This is a genomic window from Halobacillus sp. AWM4_238, assembly GCF_056158265.1.
On sequence record NZ_JBSWSY010000002.1, the window covers coordinates 1,490,224 to 1,505,383 of the forward strand.

Sequence of the window (15,160 nt, forward strand, 5' to 3'; positions counted from 1 at the left end):
GTTCACTCCTTCATGTCTTGACTCCATTGTTGGTTTAATAGATGGTTGATTCCTACGGTACGTTCGACATCCAGCACAAAGGCAATTCCCCTGCCCGGCTCATCCAGTCTGGCTCCTCGCTCAATCGCACGTAGAACACCATCACACTTTTCTTTCACAATTAATGTCAGCACCACTTCTTTTTCAGGTTCAATCAAAATGTTGAAAAGCTTCGCCTTTTCATGGATCCCTGTTCCTCGTCCAGTGATGATGGTCCCACCTTCTGCCCCGGCTTCTTTTGAAGCATCCACGACTTTTTCTGCATCCCCTTTGTTGACGATGGTCACAATCAGATCATAGGACATTTTCTGCTTCTCCACCTGCCTCACATCCTCACTTGCGTATTCTTCCGGTTCAAGTCCCAGGCCGATCATATGATTGATGCCGCTGATATTTTTCGTATCGATGACAAATCCGATGCCGTGGCGTGGACGGTTCAATTTTGCTGCTTGAATAATGGCATCCATGACCGACGGATATATAGAATCAGAGACAAGAGTTAAGATGACTTCTCGTTCCCTTTCTACAGGTATGCCGAGAAACCGCTTCTTTTCATCCATTCTGAATCCTTTGCCAAAGAAGGTTGTTCCCCCTTGGGCACCTGCGAGCGTAGAGGCATGGACAACTTTTTTAGCTTTTTCTTTTTTAACGATCGTTACTATGAGCTTTTGTGCGGATTTGGTCTTTTTCATACTGCTCCTGCTCCTTTCTTCTGTAGATCACACCTAGAGTAAGGACAGAAATGATCGGGGCCAAAGCGACGAGAGCAACCATTCCGAACCCGTCCAACAAAGGATCTCGCCCTTCTGTGACAGAGGCAATGCCTACGAATAAACTCAATATAAATGTGGCCGTCATCGGGCCTGTTGCTACTCCACCAGAATCAAAGGCGACCGATGTGAATGTTTTATTGGAAAACCGAACGATGATCAACGCGAACAAATAGCCAGGGACCACAAAATACCAAATGGGGATCCCGATGATAATCCGCACCATAGAAAGAGCGATGGATAGACCGACACCAAACGAAAGTGTATAAAGAAGCAATTTTTGCGGGATATATCCTCCAGAAACTTTTTCAACCTGGTGGGTCAGTACACTGACCGCAGGCTCTGCGTAAATGGCCACAAAGCCGAGGACAAAACCGATAGGCACCAGCAGCCAAGTGTGTTCCATGGCTCCCAGCTTTTCTCCCATCATGCCCCCAACCGGGAGGAAACCGATATGAACCCCTTGTAGAAAAAGAGCCAGACCTACATACGTCAACAGGAAGCCGATCAAGATATCCTGCAATTTTTTCCAAGGGAGCTTAAGGAATGCGAATTGAAATAGAAGAAATAAGAAGAATAAAGGGATAAGCGCTGTCGCAACATCAAACAGGACATGCCAAAACCCGTCGAAGATTTTAATATTCACCCATAAATCACCCCTAATAGGAGGACGGATAAAATCGGGCCGATCGATGCCAGGGCAACTAGTCCAAATCCATCCGCCGATGATGATTTCCCACGCATGACTGCAGCCACGCCGACACCGAGCGAAAGGATAAACGGTACTGTCAATGGTCCAGTGGTCACACCACCAGCATCAAAGGAGATCGGGACGAAGACCGCCGGGGTAAAGGCTGCCAATAGAAAAACGAGCGCGTATCCTCCGGCAAGCATATATACGATGTTGATACTGAAGATGATTCGAAACATCGCGAGAGCAACAAACACACCTACTCCGATCGCAACAGAAAGAATAAGGATATCCATAGGAATCTGGCCCCCTGATACTTGATCCACCTGAGAGGAAAGCACCCGGACATCAGGCTCTGCTATGGTTACCACGAGCCCGAGGAGAAAACCAAAAAAAACGATCAGCCACACCCTTTTCGTTTTAGACAAGGCAGAACCAATCATTTCTCCTATCGGTAACAATCCAATATGGACACCAAGCAAAAACAGCACAAGACCTGCCCCGACCATCACGACCCCGATGAGAAATTGGAAGAACATGTCCAAAGGAAGCCAGACTAAGGTGAATTGAAGAATGGTTATAACGATGGTGATGGGAAGGATGGATAGGACGACTTCAAGAAACGTTTCTTTTATATTGTCCATCTAAAGCCTCCTTCTTAAAAAGTTGAGGAGCTTGTAAATAGATGTTGGGTTTCTAAAAGTTTTTCTGTATCCATTATATCATCAAAAACGGGCAATCATGATAGAGATCAGTGACTTACCTTTTTCTCATGGCTCGCCGTTCAGCATAAGGGACACAATGTCTGCAGACGAGAACCGATTCCCCCTGGTCATTTTCATAACCCTTCGGATCCACAGGTTTTTTCTTACAGATCGCACAAGATTTTCGTGAAAATAAGGACTTCAACCGTTTAAACAAAAGACCCCCTCCTTCTCATCATTAGACAAACATCAAGCTACATCCTTTTGAAAATAGACGCTTGTATCTGGAATAAGTTTCAAACAAATTATTTTGAGACACGAAATACAGCTGATATGATAAGTGATGTTAAGTGTAGTAAAGGGTTTAGCACCCGCTCAACATAAAGTGTAATAGAAAAGAGGTTATTCGATGTCTGTAAAAGGTTTAGAACATATAAAATTCTCGGTCCTCGACCTTGCCCCTGTCATTGAGGGAGGCACACCAGCGGATGCGTTCCAAAATACGGTGGACCTTGCCCAGCATGTAGAGAAATGGGGATTTACAAGGTATTGGATGGCTGAGCATCACAATATGCCTTTTATCGCAAGTTCCGCAACATCCTTAGCCATCAGTCATGTGTTGCACCACACTGATTCGATCCGCGTTGGGTCTGGTGGTGTGATGCTTCCGAATCACGCTCCTCTCATCATTGCAGAACAGTTCGGTACACTTGAAACATTGTTTCCGGGACGTGTGGACTTAGGACTTGGACGTGCACCAGGAACAGATGGTATGACTGCAAGAGCGTTACGAAGAAACCTGGACTCTGATCCGAATGAGTTTCCTGCCATGTTGGATGAGTTACGAGGTTACTTCTCCGGCGACCACCAAATTCGGGCAATCCCAGGTGAAGGGCTGGATGTTCCAATTTGGCTTCTCGGCTCTAGTGGATTCAGCGCCCAGCTCGCAGGGCAGCTTGGACTGCCGTTTTCTTTTGCCAGCCATTTCTCACCGAACAACACGCGTGGAGCTTTGAATTTGTATCGTTCCAGTTTCCAGCCATCTGAAATTCTTGAGGAACCTTACGTCATGGTAGGCGTCAATGTCATCGCTGCAGATACAGATGAAGAAGCAGAAAGACTGGCAACGTCTCTACAGCAACAATTTCTGAATCTCGTCCGGAACACGAACCACCTGCTGCAGCCACCTGTAGATGACATGGATGAAGTATGGACGGCACAGGAAAAAGCTGCACTCAGACAGCAACTTGGTGCTTCTATTATCGGAAGTAAAGAGACGGTAAGAGAACAGTTGGAGAAATTCCAGGAGGAGACGCAAGCGGACGAAATGATGGTCATTTCACAAATATACGACCACAATGCTCGTCTGCGCTCCTACGAAATTGTGGCAGAACTGATCAATAGCTGATTACGAAAGACTTGCTCTTAGAGCCCTCTGTACCCCAGGGGGCTTTATGATTAAATGACATAAGAGTAAAAAAGAAAGACAAAGACAACTGTAGCCGTGAGAAAAGGAAGAATCGATTGAGCACCTTTGTGTTTTTCAATCTTTATCATCCCTAACACAAACATCAAAACCCCAAGCATCAATAGCATGAAAGGAAGAACCCTATAATCATCTGTCCATAATCCATAGCCGCTCAAGATTAATACAAGCATACCAACAATCCATCGTACAATCGTTAATGTCCGTAAACGCGCCACTGTATTCACCCCCTTTTTCACTTCAGCCTCCCATAAAACCTACAAGAAACAGAGCAAGGACGGCACTCAGCAATACGGAAACGGCCCAGTCCATTTTTCTCGTCGTCTTTAATAAAAGATTAAGGGCGGAACTGATCGCAAAACAAACCAAAAATGTAAAAAGCACCATAGAAATGGTGTACATCCAACCCCTCCTATTTGATCAGTAATTGGAAGATATCCTCCGCTTCATGTAACGTCTGATTGAGTTCAAAGGAAGCCGTAAACACTATGTAGATCGATACGCACAGGGTCAGGATGATGACAGGTGAAGACTCTATAACCACGTGCTTTTGATTCTTAAATAGAAGAACAGTGACTGTTGAAACAATGAATAAGAACATACCTGCAATCCAGAGAGTAGTGAGATGACTGTCCGCATTTTGTACAGCGGACCGGAAGGATTCTAATTCTTTTTCATTTCCTTCTGTTTCTATGACCGTCTGCATCCGGTCTTTTCCTTCAATCAACCAGGTGTATGTACCTTCATCTTTGGTCACTTGATAATAATATCCGCCGGCTGCTCCCTCGCTGATCACAAATGTTTCAGAAGCGTGAACCGTCATGCTTAGGACAAGAAGCAAGAAACCGAAGATGAGGATCACTCTACTCATTCAGTGCCTCTGTTAATAAATGAATTCCTTCCTTGACTTGTGTATGATCCACTACGTTTTTTCGTGCATGAAGTAAGACAGGACGAACCGATTCCACTGAACGTCCGAATTCATACATCCAGTCGTAGCGGGGAACCATCCATAAATGGAAGTGATGGGTCGTGTCTTCATTATAAAAATAGTACACGCTTTCTATCCCTAAGACATCTCTTTGTGCTTTCCTGATTTTCGTGATGAACGTAATGTAATCCAGTTGTTCTTTTTCCGTCAATTCATCAAGCCCTTTGATGTGCCGTTTGGATGCTACAATGACTAACCCTCGAATTGGGTAGGCGACATCCTGGTGAGCGTGGAAATGTTCAGTTTCAGCAATGACTCCCCCTTCCGGTTCAATCTTGCCACTGGTCAATGCACAACTAAGACAGTCGACATCCACTGTTTCTCCATTCGAAAATGTGATTGTACGCATATCATCCCTCCTTTTTTGTTTTTATGTGACATCGGAAATGAGACCGATCCATTTGAAGATCTCTTTTAATAACCAGGCAACCACCCGGATCGGGAAAATGATTAGCTCAGGTATCCAAAACAATAGTTCGAGCAGAAAATCAAAAACGCCGCGCTTGTCAACTTTTCTTCTACGCCGTTTCCATACGGATTTCCTCCTTTTTAACCATTGTGTCATTCTGCCCACCTCCCATCTATTCCTACGTTTCTTTTTAATGGAAGGTTTCATGGAAGAAAAAATTTCCTCGTCTGAGCTTTTCTCCTTCTATACAAACTACTCCTAAGAGGAGGTTGATGAAGATGGGAAAACGAACATCACAGATGAACGCAGCAAAAACGAACAATAAAACACCGAAAGAAAGTTTGCCGATTGAAGAAGAAGTTGGTCACCGCACCAACCGGAATCGCCCTAAGCAAGGACCAGGAGCAAATGCCTAAACGAACAAAATCCTGAGGTTTCCCCCTCAGGATTTTTCTATCATGAAAATTTTTTTATTATGCATGAATCACTTGCTCCACAAAGCAGTACTCTCATATTCCTTGCCGTTAAATCACCCATATCACCATAAGATTATTGGACCTCTAATCCATTGTTGCAATTTGGGCATAGATATCACTCAAATTTGCAAACCCTTCTTTTTTCAATGCTTCGATACAGACAACCCACAATTCCGCGGTCGCCAGGCTATCATAAAGTGCATGGTGACGCTTTTTTATCTCGATTCCATAGTGCTCACAACATTCGTCCAGAGTTGTCATCCCTTGCTGTCCATGAAGAATCCTTGTCAAAAAGGCTGTATCTACAATTCGATGCTGAAATCTTTTTTTCAAGGCGATCCATGTGGCATGATTCATAAATTGCTTCTCATGACTTGCATGATGAGCGACAAGCACATCCGCTTTCACGTAATCATAAAAACTCTTCAAAGCATCTCGAAGAGGCGGCGCCACTTCAATCATGTCTCTAGTGATGGCTGTCAATTGCGTGACTTCCTGGGAAGGAACCGCATCTGTCTCTACCAACGTGTAAAACGTTTGGGTATCCACGATACGATTCTCTTTCACTTTTACGGCCCCTATGGATAGAATCTGATCGCCATTGTATGGAAAGAAACCGGTCGTTTCCAAATCAAAAACTGTAACATTCAAGTCGTCAAAAGGAAGTTCAAGCGTATTCTCATTTTTCATTTCTCTCTCTAAGTTCCTCAGATAGGCCATATTGGATGGATTATTTTGATTCAATGAGGAAATTCCACCGCCTAGTTTTCCGGACAAATCTTTGACGAATTGCACAAAAGGGTTCATAAACGTTCCTCATTGATGATGGATTTGGCCGTTTGGTACAGTTTTTGTGCGATCTTGACCTGCTTTTTCAGCTGCTGTTTTTCCTCTTTCGATAACTGTTCCACCCTGATCTTATGGACATCTTGATAATTTCCAGCGTCTTTTTTCAACTCCAATCGCTGCTTGAGAAACTGACGGAATCCATGTTCATATTCAGTTAGCGAAGGATACGTTGAACGTAGAGCTTCAAACCTGGACAACGTTGAAGATTCTTTCACCTGTTGAAAAAGTGACAGGATCCTCAACGCATTAATGTATGGGAAATAAACCGTCTGTTTCAAATTAAATTGACCTTTTTTCTCCCCACTGTAATCCGGCAGCAGCTGCCCGAACACGCCTACACCTTTTTTTACATAGTTGGCATTATCCATCAACCTTGTCATAAGTGCTGGGTTTTCATCTATAACAGTGAATGAAGCCTCTTTGACGTTGAGCAGCAGGTCTGAGTTGCCTACCAACACTCTTGAGTCGAAGAAAATAAGAAAGTGACGGAGCGACTGCCACTCCGCGTCTTTCAGCCAGTCTGTTATTTGATGTGTGAACAAATTCAACGATTGACACCACAAAGGGTTGGAAGCCATCACCTTCCCCTCACAGCGTTCATAACCGACAGTAGCCATCCCATCTTCTATTTCTTTTCCCAAGGATAAAAAATAGCCCTGGTCCTTCTCATCCCCATCAAATAGAATTCCGTGATCTTGGTCACTCCATAATGATTGCTCGTATCTTCCCGCACTACCCATCAAAAAAAATGCAAAAGGAGCAGGAGTCGGCCCCTGCTCGCTTTCAACCTTTTCTTTTGCCAGATGGAAAGTATGGTGAATCAATTGATCGTGAAAAGCGTTCAACTGAAAATGATCATCCCTTACAGATTCAATCATATCTTCTCGCCATCGCTTGATTTCTTCATATGTCTTGAACATTCATTCCATCCTTTATGATTATGTCTTTACGCTCCCGATTTTGTTTTTTGAGGAGGTGTCAAATTCTCCGGGTATCCATATCCGCCATGTTCACTCAAGTCTAGACCCATGATCTCTTCCTCTTCAGATACACGAAGACCTCCCATCGCTTTATCCATGATCTTCAGTATGATGAAAGAAACGATGAATGCATACAATCCGCTACTTACAACTCCGAGGGTCTGCACCCAAAGCTGCTCGAATCCACCACCATAAAATAGACCGGGACGACCTACCGTAGCGAGTTCCTGGGTTGCGAATAATCCATTGGACAAAGTTCCCCACACACCCACAACACCGTGTACAGAGAGAGCGAAAATTGGATCATCGATTCTTCTTTTATCGAAGAAACGCATACTGAAGAATACAATTCCTCCACCGATCAATCCGATAAGGACAGCAGCCCAAGGCTCAACGAAAGCACAGGAGGCTGTAATGGCAACAAGACCAGCCAGGGCGCCATTCAACGTTGTCGGCACATCAGCTTTCCCTGTGACTATCCAAACCATAAGCATCGCACCGATGGCACCCGCACCTGCAGCCAATTGAGTATTAAGTGCTACATAGCCAAAGAATGCATCCGCTACCCCAAACGTACTTCCTGCATTAAATCCGAACCATCCCACCCATAAAAGGAGGACGCCTAATGCTGTAAACACCTGGTTGTGTCCCGCAATCTCATTGGAAGAACCATCTTTGTTGTATTTTCCAATCCGGGGTTTCAAAATGATCGTTGCCGCTAATGCTGCCATAGCACCTGTAAGGTGAACGACCGTTGAGCCGGCAAAGTCCTGCTTCCCATGCGCTCCTAACCAGCCGCCACCCCAGATCCAGTGAGCAATCACAGGGTAAATGAGAATAGAGAACAATACTGCGAAAATGACGTAGGCGACAAGTTTAGCCCTCTCAGCAAAGCCACCGAAAGCAATTGTCATGGCGATGGCTGCAAACGCCAACTGAAACAAAAAGTCAGTGGATCCCGCAAGACCTTCCCCCATCGTCGTTGCATCGCCGTAAAAGAAATTAGAAAATCCTATGAATCCATTACCTTCACCATAAATCAGTCCATACCCTAAAGCCCAAAATACTACAGAAACAATTCCTACTGTAAATACTGTTTTCCCTGCAATATGGCCTGCATTCTTCATTCGTGTCGACCCTGCTTCAAGTAGGATAAATCCCCCTTGCATCAATAAAACCAGGATCGTACAGACGATGATCCAAAGATTGTTCATTAAAAAAGTAGCGTCCATTCTCTTAACTCCCCTTATGTCAGATTTTATAACATCTTATGTTATTAAGCATTGTATCAAAGTCGCAATATTTACACAACTATAAATGTCAGGTTTCTTAACATAAGGTATGATGGAAATTCTCTAAGTTGCATAAAACCCCATTCTAATAGGCTTTTCATTAAGTATGAAAGCAAAAAAAAGATCCCAAAAGATTGGGATTGTACCATTATTCTACGCCATTGACTCCATGCAGGAGGTTATATTTCGCATGTTTCTGAAGCAATTCTGAGACGGTAATCAATTGATACCCTTCCTCCTTCAACTTCGGGAGAATCTGTTTTAATGCCTCAATCGTTTGTGAACGATCTCCTCCAAAATCGTGAAAGAGAACAATATCCCCATTTCTCGTGTTGTCTAAAACGGTTCGAACGATCTTTCCGACTCCTGGACTTTTCCAGTCTCTTGTATCCTGGTGCCAGGACCACATGACCACCATGTACCCTTCCTCATTGGCTGTATTGACTATAATGTCGTTGTATACCCCTCCGGGTGGCCGAAACAATCGGGGCGGCGCTCCCGTCAAACTTTCAAGAACTTCTGATGTGTTGTCCATTTCATGGATCAATTCCTCTTTCGTAATCCCTGTAAAATCAGGGTGATGAAAACTGTGGTTGGCAATCTCATGACCACTTTTCACCATCGACTTGATAATCGAAGGATTCTCCTGGGCTCTTGATCCTACAACAAAAAAGGTGGCTTTCGCGTTATGTTCCTCTAAAATCTCCAAAATTTCTGGTGTGTATTCTGAACTTGGACCGTCATCAAAGGTCAGGGCAATATACTTTGATGAGATCGGCACATCCCAAATCGCCGTCCCTTGTTCCTCGTAATAATCTCTAGGGTGGTTCGCGGAGTAAACGCTTACAATATTCGCGTGAAAAACAATGATTAGAAGTGAAAAATAGAGGAGCATTTTCTTCAAATCCCATGGCACCCCTTTCCTTTTTCATATAGTTTGTGGTTCCATTTCCTCTCTTATCCCAGCTAAAATACGGAAAATTGCGCGCAAAAAAACCAGTCCTCTGCAGGAACTGGCTCATTATTTTTGAGGTTTTAAGATCGTTCGCTGTAAAGGAACCCCTCCCATAGGAACATTCCTCTCATAAAAGAGATAGGTTTTCCCGTCCACGATGAATACATGGTCGCCTTTATAGTCCACTTTATGTCCTCTTTCCACCAACTCTTTCTTAATCGCTTGAACATACTCCTGATGGTCCATATATCGTTCATCAAAATCAATTTGTATATGCCCTTTACGGTAACCCATCAGCCAATTAAAGAGAATGAACAAGCCGATACCCGCAGCTCCTGTCAATAAATACACCCATATCATCGTATCCCTCCTGTTTACTAGAAGTACGTACAGGATGCTGGACAGGTTTCAGGAAAATAAAAAAAGACCAGATTCGACTTATCTTTTTCCTAAAAGGGCGGCATACAAGCCCTGCGGTTATTGCTTTATATCGGTGGTTTATTTTTCTAAGACTTTACTACATACTTCCTTTACATAGTCATCCGATTGATTCCACGGAGAAGATTTTCATGAATTCCTCTCCTATTTTTCTAACATGCAAGGCAAAGCTCTGCACTTCTGGTCCCTTGCCGGAATGGTATACCCAACGACTTGATGTCCTTTTCTTCTAAGCAGACGCGCCGCCAAATTCTTCTCCACGACATCTGAACTAATCAAGACTACTGGATGATTCGGTATATCCTTATGATGTCTTTCTAAATAAGCAAGCGGCAAGCAAACAGCATGCTCGACTTTTTCTTGGGATGACGTTTGATAATCCCTCGTATCCACAGGAACGACCATGCCATCATTTGTTGCGGCGATCTCAGACATATTCATCTTTTTCACGTGAGCGACAGGGAAATATCGGTGAAGAATAAAAAGCACTGTTCCCAAGAATATCGTTACGATGATCACGAATGACATGATGTTCCTCCTTTTATCTTGAACTAAAAACATTTTATACCCTTGTAGGTATATATGTCAACACGTTTGCTTTCTCTATCCAATGAATATTTAAGCAGAGAACGAGACAGTTTTCCAGAAAAAAAGCCTAAAGCACATGTGCTTTAGGCTCTGGTTTATAAACATTCAATTAATCATCCGGCTTTGGTCTTTCCAAAACTTTTTCCGTATGACGACTTTCTGTATCTTTCCAGAAGCTGTCTTCGGTAGCTCTTCGATAAATGAAACGCTTTTTGGCGCTTTGAAATGAGCCAGCTTCTCCCGGCAAAACAGGATCACTTCTTCTTCTGAGAGGGTTTCTCCTTCTTTCACTACCACTACGGCATGGGGTACCTCTCCCCACGTGTCATCCGGAACGGCAACGACAGCCGCTTCAAGAATCGACGGATGTTCATATAAGGCCGCCTCTATTTCGATGGATGATATGTTTTCTCCACCGCTAATAATGACATCTTTTTTACGGTCGACGATTTCGATATTCCCATCATCATCCACTACGGCCATATCCCCTGTATGAAGCCACCCATCTCTAATGGCTTCATTGGTCGCTTCTACATTTTTATAATACCCTTCCATGACATTGTTCGATTTCGTTACGATTTCCCCGATGGAAGTTCCATCGTTGGGAACTTCTTCTCCCAACTCATCTACAACCTTCACCTGACTCCCAATCATGCTATAGCCAGCTTTTGCTTTTAAACGATAACGTTCTTCCGCTGGTCGTACCACATCCATAGACCTAAGTTCCGATGTCGTAATCAATGGCGAAATTTCTGTCATGCCGTAGACCTGAACGAACTTCCATTTCAAATCTTCTTCCACTTTCCGGACGAACGCCGGCGGAGGGGCTGAACCAGCAATGACCACCCTTACATCTTGGTCAATGGATGGCCTCTTCTCTTCATACGCTCCGATGACCATGTTCAATACAGTCGGCGCCATATGTAGCACGGATACGTTATGTTTCTCTACTCGCTCTACAATCAATTGTGGATCTGTTTTCCGAAGCATCACTTGTGTCGCACCATTTGCCGTGTAATAAAAAGGAGATCCCCATCCGTTCACATGGAACATGGGCAGAACATGGAGGAGAGTATCCTGATCTGACACCTTCAAGTGATGCATAGATGATAAGGCGTGGAGGTAATTGGACCGATGACTCAGCAGTACCCCCTTGGGATTGCCTGTCGTTCCACTCGTATAAAGTAAAGAAGCGATGTCCGTTTCCTCTAAAAGCTCCCGTTCAAACCGATCCATTGAAAATGTCGATAACCATGCCTCATACCCCTCATCGGAAGGATCTCCATGGACAATGATTTTTTCCAAGGAAGGAACATCGTGCACAACTTCCTGTACGAGCGGGAGAAGGGTATGGTCCACGAGAAGGACTTTACTTTCACTGTGCTCTAAAATGAATTGGTAATCCGCCGGTTTCAGTCTTGTATTCAACGGCGTCATGACCGCCCCCAGTTGAAAGACACCATAGAACCCCTCAAGCATTTCTGTAGAATTGGGAGCAAGATAAGCTACCTTGTCCCCTTTTTTAACACCCAAAGATTCAAGTCCTCTCGACAGCTGGTTGACCCTTGCGTTCAATTCCCGATAAGTCAGTGTCCACTTATCATCTATGATCGCCGGTTTTTCTCCATACAACTGTACCGCTCTATCCAAAAACTCTGTCAAAATCAATGGAACATGCATCGGCTACCCTCTCCCTTTTCATTGAAATGATTAAGCGCTTACATATTATTCTAATTGCAATGCTGTTCTATATCAACAGATGAATGGATATTGTGTACACGAACAGGTGAATGATCTTAAAAAAAAAGAAAACTGCGGGTCAGCAGTTTTCTCACATCATCACCTTATCTGCATTTACGACGTCGATTTCAAATCCCAGGTCCTCGATCATCCGATGATCTTCCGTACTCTCCTGCCCATCCGTTGTTAAGTAATCTCCGATGAATATAGAATTCGCGGGATAGAGACTGAAAGGCTGAAGGCTTCTTAAATTCACCTCACGGCCACCTGACACACGTATTTCTTTCGTTGGATTGATGAAACGAAACAAGCAAAGCACTTTCAAACAATAGGATGGCGTCAGTTCATCCGTCCCCTCTAAAGCCGTTCCATCAATCGCATGTAAGAAATTTACGGGAATGGAGTCTGCATCAAGCAATTTCAAAGCACGTGCCATATCAATGACGTCCTGCTTCGTCTCTTTCATCCCTACGATGACGCCTGAACAAGGAGAAATGCCAGCCTCTTTGGCATGATTAACCGTCCCCACACGGTCCTGGTATGTATGACTCGTCGTTATTTCATCATGATGACTCTCCGACGTATTAATATTATGGTTGTAACGATCTACCCCTGCTTCTTTCAATTGTTCCGCCTGTTCCGCTTTCAGTAAACCAAGACACGCACAAACCCTCATATCATACGCTTGCTTGATTTCTTTAACTGCTGATGTGACGATATCAAGCTCCCGCTTCGACGGACCACGACCACTTGCGACGATACAGTACGTCCCGGATCCCATTTTAAAGGCCTTCTCGGCACCTTTCACGATCGTATCCTTATCCATCATCCTGTATTTTTGGATGGGCGCACTGGAATCTCTCGACTGTGAACAATACCCACAGTTTTCCGGACAAAATCCGGACTTCGTATTGACGATCATATTCAATTTCACTTTGTTGCCATAGTGCTCTTTCCTTACTTGGAAGGCATGATGTAATAAGTTTAGAAGTTCATCTTCAGGACAATTCAAAACTTCGAAAGCTTCCTGATCTGTGATTCCTTCCCCATTCAACGACTTTTCCGCTAGACGACCCCACATACAGATTCCCCTTTCTGATGCTATTAGTTAACCATTTAAAATGACGGTTAACATTTAGAATCAGAATACCATAACCTTTCAAAAAAATCACCTTCTTCCTTTGAACGAATCTCTCACCTAAGTTCTCTATGGTTGAAAGTATCCTTCATAGCCAGGGTACAGGAATCCTTTTCCTTCACTTCTACATGAAAGGTAGATTCGCTTTTGTGGAGACGATGGGCAAAAAAAGAGCAGCGGCAAGTCTTTTACATTCCGTTGCTCTTTTTTATACTTGAGTGTCTGGTCGAAGGTTCAAGACAGACCTCCTACATCAACTGGAAAGCACTCACTTCATAATTCAACTGCCTCACCTTAAGAATCCTCCTAAGATAATGAAAGAAAATAAAGAAACCAAACGGCATGGTTTTGTTCGTCAGCAGCCGCTTGACGAAACGTTTCCTGGATGGAAAGATCCTGAGCTTTCCGCTCGATTTTATAATAGAAGTCGGTGGTCTTCTGCTCATCTACAAAGGCAGCTTCTATTCCATCCTTGTATTGATCAGGGCAAGGTTCCGTGATTTTTGGAGAAGGTTGTTTTCCTGTCAGTTGTTTATAGATGTTTGTAAAAGCCTCATAATGACGGATTTCATCTTGACGAATTTCATAAATTTGCTGCCTAGCCTGCTGGGTCGGAGCTAAATCGGCCAACTTGTTGTAGCAAGCAATCGCACTGTACTCACCGTTGATTGCTTTTTCCACATCTTTTACAAGGGATTGGTCATTTTGGATGCGGAAGTAACCATCATATCCATAAGGGTTGAATGTATATCCATACTGATTCCGATACATGAGATCCAACCTCCTTTTACGGTCATTTACCTATCGTATGAAAAATTGGGCGGTTTTGTGTCGTAAGTCGGATTTCTTGCGCCTTCTTTACCATTACACCAAAAAATAAGCGTGGACCTTTCCATTAAAAAAGCGTGATGAAGGCATTCTCTTCATCACGCTTTTCCAACTCTAGATTAGTAAGGAGTCCATCCCCTTAATAAAACTTTTCGGATGAGGATGGAGCATTGGCTAGAAGAGGCTGTGGTTGCTTTTCTATCCACTGGTCTCCTGTTGTCAATAGAGCTCTCCTGTAAAAGGCTCCTGGATATTCGACCACCCATCCTTCTTTATCAATGACAAGAGCGGTCTCGTAATCTCTGCAGCGGTATTGGAAAATCCTATGGCCGTCAGTATCGCCTAGATACGTGTACACTTGAAGAAGTGGAATGACTTCCTTCTTCAAGACATCAATATACACCATTTTGAACGTCCGTCGTTCTCCTATATGCCAGGTCACACGATTGATCGGCAGTGTGTTTGAAAAAGGAGTAATCGTCAAGTCGACATTTGTAGCCCCATCGAGATTCTCATCGTATTTTCCATTGATCCACCACTTGTCCTGATTTTCCGCCTGGACGACAAAAGGCTCTGTCTCCTGCTCTTGATAAATCTTCACTTTTTTTGTCTTCCAATCAAGGCCGAGCTTCATATCATAAGTTAAATGATGGGGCACTCCCCGATCCACAAGCAATACTGTACCACGCACATCCATATGGGTGGTTAACTTTTTTAAGGTTACATGTTCTGCCCCAGCTGACTCCAAATGATCCCATATCACACGTTGTTCCATATAATTCCCTC

General features: G+C 43.8%; 21 protein-coding genes. 2 read left to right on the forward strand and 19 right to left on the reverse strand.

What is annotated here, in order from left to right:
* Nucleotides 1–2: 2 nt before the first annotated feature.
* The 4 genes from ACXACN_RS07715 to ACXACN_RS07730 form a co-directional block, all read right to left on the reverse strand.
* The gene (locus ACXACN_RS07715; RefSeq protein WP_474963554.1) at nucleotides 3–731 is read right to left on the reverse strand and encodes a P-II family nitrogen regulator; all 729 of its coding nucleotides are present in this window, start codon (nucleotides 729–731) and stop codon (nucleotides 3–5) included.
* A complete protein-coding gene (locus ACXACN_RS07720) occupies nucleotides 685–1,455 on the reverse strand; it encodes a DUF1538 domain-containing protein (RefSeq protein WP_474963555.1) in 771 nt (256 codons plus the stop codon). Before ACXACN_RS07720 ends, ACXACN_RS07715 begins: the two co-directional genes overlap by 47 nt.
* A complete protein-coding gene (locus ACXACN_RS07725; RefSeq protein ID WP_474963557.1) occupies nucleotides 1,452–2,144 on the reverse strand; it encodes a DUF1538 domain-containing protein in 693 nt (230 codons plus the stop codon). The genes ACXACN_RS07720 and ACXACN_RS07725 overlap by 4 nt, the downstream gene beginning before the upstream one ends.
* A gap of 115 nt (nucleotides 2,145–2,259) precedes the next feature.
* Nucleotides 2,260–2,421, reverse strand: coding sequence for a hypothetical protein (locus tag ACXACN_RS07730; protein ID WP_474963558.1), 162 nt, complete (start codon nucleotides 2,419–2,421; stop codon nucleotides 2,260–2,262).
* A gap of 192 nt (nucleotides 2,422–2,613) precedes the next feature.
* Between ACXACN_RS07730 and ACXACN_RS07735 the strand changes: the two genes are divergently transcribed.
* Entirely contained in the window at nucleotides 2,614–3,612 is a 999-nt protein-coding gene (locus ACXACN_RS07735) for an LLM class flavin-dependent oxidoreductase (protein ID WP_474963559.1), read from the forward strand.
* 50 nt (nucleotides 3,613–3,662) lie between these two features.
* Here ACXACN_RS07735 and ACXACN_RS07740 read toward each other — a convergent pair whose 3' ends face one another.
* From ACXACN_RS07740 to ACXACN_RS07760, 5 genes are read right to left on the reverse strand one after another with little or no spacing between them, the layout of a single operon-like run.
* The gene (locus ACXACN_RS07740; protein ID WP_474963561.1) at nucleotides 3,663–3,908 is read right to left on the reverse strand and encodes a hypothetical protein; all 246 of its coding nucleotides are present in this window, start codon (nucleotides 3,906–3,908) and stop codon (nucleotides 3,663–3,665) included.
* 22 nt (nucleotides 3,909–3,930) lie between these two features.
* Nucleotides 3,931–4,092 (reverse strand): hypothetical protein, encoded by a 162-nt coding sequence (locus tag ACXACN_RS07745; RefSeq protein ID WP_474963562.1) that lies wholly within the window; start codon nucleotides 4,090–4,092, stop codon nucleotides 3,931–3,933.
* A 10-nt stretch (nucleotides 4,093–4,102) separates the two neighbouring features.
* Nucleotides 4,103–4,561, reverse strand: coding sequence for a hypothetical protein (locus ACXACN_RS07750; protein WP_474963563.1), 459 nt, complete (start codon nucleotides 4,559–4,561; stop codon nucleotides 4,103–4,105).
* A complete protein-coding gene (locus tag ACXACN_RS07755; RefSeq protein WP_474963565.1) occupies nucleotides 4,554–5,030 on the reverse strand; it encodes an HIT family protein in 477 nt (158 codons plus the stop codon). The genes ACXACN_RS07750 and ACXACN_RS07755 overlap by 8 nt, the downstream gene beginning before the upstream one ends.
* Before the next feature lie 21 nt (nucleotides 5,031–5,051).
* Nucleotides 5,052–5,246: a hypothetical protein gene (locus ACXACN_RS07760; protein WP_474963566.1), complete on the reverse strand. Its 195-nt coding sequence runs from the start codon at nucleotides 5,244–5,246 to the stop codon at nucleotides 5,052–5,054.
* Between the two features lie 122 nt (nucleotides 5,247–5,368).
* Here ACXACN_RS07760 and ACXACN_RS07765 point away from each other — a divergent pair, with 122 nt between their 5' ends.
* Complete coding sequence (locus ACXACN_RS07765) at nucleotides 5,369–5,506, forward strand: hypothetical protein (RefSeq protein ID WP_474963568.1); 138 nt, start codon at nucleotides 5,369–5,371, stop codon at nucleotides 5,504–5,506.
* 144 nt (nucleotides 5,507–5,650) lie between these two features.
* Here ACXACN_RS07765 and ACXACN_RS07770 read toward each other — a convergent pair whose 3' ends face one another.
* The 10 genes from ACXACN_RS07770 to ACXACN_RS07815 all read right to left on the reverse strand — a co-directional run bounded on the left by ACXACN_RS07770 (nucleotide 5,651) and on the right by ACXACN_RS07815 (nucleotide 15,149).
* Nucleotides 5,651–6,373 carry an exonuclease domain-containing protein gene (locus tag ACXACN_RS07770; RefSeq protein WP_474963569.1) on the reverse strand — a complete coding sequence of 241 codons (723 nt, stop codon included), beginning with the start codon at nucleotides 6,371–6,373 and terminating at the stop codon, nucleotides 5,651–5,653.
* On the reverse strand, nucleotides 6,370–7,335 hold the full coding sequence (locus tag ACXACN_RS07775) for a DUF294 nucleotidyltransferase-like domain-containing protein (RefSeq protein WP_474963570.1): 966 nt from the start codon (nucleotides 7,333–7,335) through the stop codon (nucleotides 6,370–6,372). Before ACXACN_RS07775 ends, ACXACN_RS07770 begins: the two co-directional genes overlap by 4 nt.
* A 26-nt stretch (nucleotides 7,336–7,361) precedes the next feature.
* A complete protein-coding gene (locus ACXACN_RS07780; protein ID WP_474963572.1) occupies nucleotides 7,362–8,627 on the reverse strand; it encodes an ammonium transporter in 1,266 nt (421 codons plus the stop codon).
* Between the two features lie 208 nt (nucleotides 8,628–8,835).
* Entirely contained in the window at nucleotides 8,836–9,591 is a 756-nt protein-coding gene (locus tag ACXACN_RS07785) for a polysaccharide deacetylase family protein (RefSeq protein WP_474963573.1), read from the reverse strand.
* A gap of 117 nt (nucleotides 9,592–9,708) precedes the next feature.
* Nucleotides 9,709–10,002, reverse strand: a complete 294-nt coding sequence (locus ACXACN_RS07790; protein ID WP_474963574.1) for a hypothetical protein — start codon at nucleotides 10,000–10,002, stop codon at nucleotides 9,709–9,711.
* A gap of 222 nt (nucleotides 10,003–10,224) precedes the next feature.
* Nucleotides 10,225–10,608, reverse strand: a complete 384-nt coding sequence (locus ACXACN_RS07795) for a hypothetical protein (protein ID WP_474963576.1) — start codon at nucleotides 10,606–10,608, stop codon at nucleotides 10,225–10,227.
* A gap of 165 nt (nucleotides 10,609–10,773) precedes the next feature.
* Entirely contained in the window at nucleotides 10,774–12,348 is a 1,575-nt protein-coding gene (locus ACXACN_RS07800; RefSeq protein ID WP_474963577.1) for a long-chain-fatty-acid--CoA ligase, read from the reverse strand.
* A 151-nt stretch (nucleotides 12,349–12,499) separates the two neighbouring features.
* Nucleotides 12,500–13,489, reverse strand: a complete 990-nt coding sequence (bioB, locus tag ACXACN_RS07805; RefSeq protein WP_474963578.1) for a biotin synthase BioB — start codon at nucleotides 13,487–13,489, stop codon at nucleotides 12,500–12,502.
* 363 nt (nucleotides 13,490–13,852) lie between these two features.
* Entirely contained in the window at nucleotides 13,853–14,317 is a 465-nt protein-coding gene (locus ACXACN_RS07810) for a ferritin-like domain-containing protein (RefSeq protein ID WP_474963580.1), read from the reverse strand.
* A 196-nt stretch (nucleotides 14,318–14,513) separates the two neighbouring features.
* The gene (locus ACXACN_RS07815; protein WP_474963581.1) at nucleotides 14,514–15,149 is read right to left on the reverse strand and encodes a putative glycolipid-binding domain-containing protein; all 636 of its coding nucleotides are present in this window, start codon (nucleotides 15,147–15,149) and stop codon (nucleotides 14,514–14,516) included.
* Between the last annotated feature and the right edge of the window lie 11 nt (nucleotides 15,150–15,160).

Excerpts from the sequence above, each read along its gene's own strand:
- ACXACN_RS07715 (WP_474963554.1), bottom strand. The coding sequence starts at position 731 with ATGAAAAAGACCAAATCCGCACAAAAGCTCATAGTAACGATCGTTAAA.
- ACXACN_RS07725 (WP_474963557.1), bottom strand. The coding sequence starts at position 2,144 with ATGGACAATATAAAAGAAACGTTTCTTGAAGTCGTCCTATCCATCCTT.
- ACXACN_RS07735 (WP_474963559.1), top strand. The coding sequence starts at position 2,614 with ATGTCTGTAAAAGGTTTAGAACATATAAAATTCTCGGTCCTCGACCTT.
- ACXACN_RS07745 (WP_474963562.1), bottom strand. The coding sequence starts at position 4,092 with ATGTACACCATTTCTATGGTGCTTTTTACATTTTTGGTTTGTTTTGCG.
- ACXACN_RS07750 (WP_474963563.1), bottom strand. The coding sequence starts at position 4,561 with ATGAGTAGAGTGATCCTCATCTTCGGTTTCTTGCTTCTTGTCCTAAGC.
- ACXACN_RS07755 (WP_474963565.1), bottom strand. The coding sequence starts at position 5,030 with ATGCGTACAATCACATTTTCGAATGGAGAAACAGTGGATGTCGACTGT.
- ACXACN_RS07760 (WP_474963566.1), bottom strand. The coding sequence starts at position 5,246 with ATGACACAATGGTTAAAAAGGAGGAAATCCGTATGGAAACGGCGTAGA.
- ACXACN_RS07765 (WP_474963568.1), top strand. The coding sequence starts at position 5,369 with ATGGGAAAACGAACATCACAGATGAACGCAGCAAAAACGAACAATAAA.
- ACXACN_RS07770 (WP_474963569.1), bottom strand. The coding sequence starts at position 6,373 with ATGAACCCTTTTGTGCAATTCGTCAAAGATTTGTCCGGAAAACTAGGC.
- ACXACN_RS07775 (WP_474963570.1), bottom strand. The coding sequence starts at position 7,335 with ATGTTCAAGACATATGAAGAAATCAAGCGATGGCGAGAAGATATGATT.
- ACXACN_RS07780 (WP_474963572.1), bottom strand. The coding sequence starts at position 8,627 with ATGGACGCTACTTTTTTAATGAACAATCTTTGGATCATCGTCTGTACG.
- ACXACN_RS07790 (WP_474963574.1), bottom strand. The coding sequence starts at position 10,002 with ATGATATGGGTGTATTTATTGACAGGAGCTGCGGGTATCGGCTTGTTC.
- ACXACN_RS07795 (WP_474963576.1), bottom strand. The coding sequence starts at position 10,608 with ATGTCATTCGTGATCATCGTAACGATATTCTTGGGAACAGTGCTTTTT.
- ACXACN_RS07800 (WP_474963577.1), bottom strand. The coding sequence starts at position 12,348 with ATGCATGTTCCATTGATTTTGACAGAGTTTTTGGATAGAGCGGTACAG.
- bioB (WP_474963578.1), bottom strand. The coding sequence starts at position 13,489 with ATGTGGGGTCGTCTAGCGGAAAAGTCGTTGAATGGGGAAGGAATCACA.
- ACXACN_RS07810 (WP_474963580.1), bottom strand. The coding sequence starts at position 14,317 with ATGTATCGGAATCAGTATGGATATACATTCAACCCTTATGGATATGAT.
- ACXACN_RS07815 (WP_474963581.1), bottom strand. The coding sequence starts at position 15,149 with ATGGAACAACGTGTGATATGGGATCATTTGGAGTCAGCTGGGGCAGAA.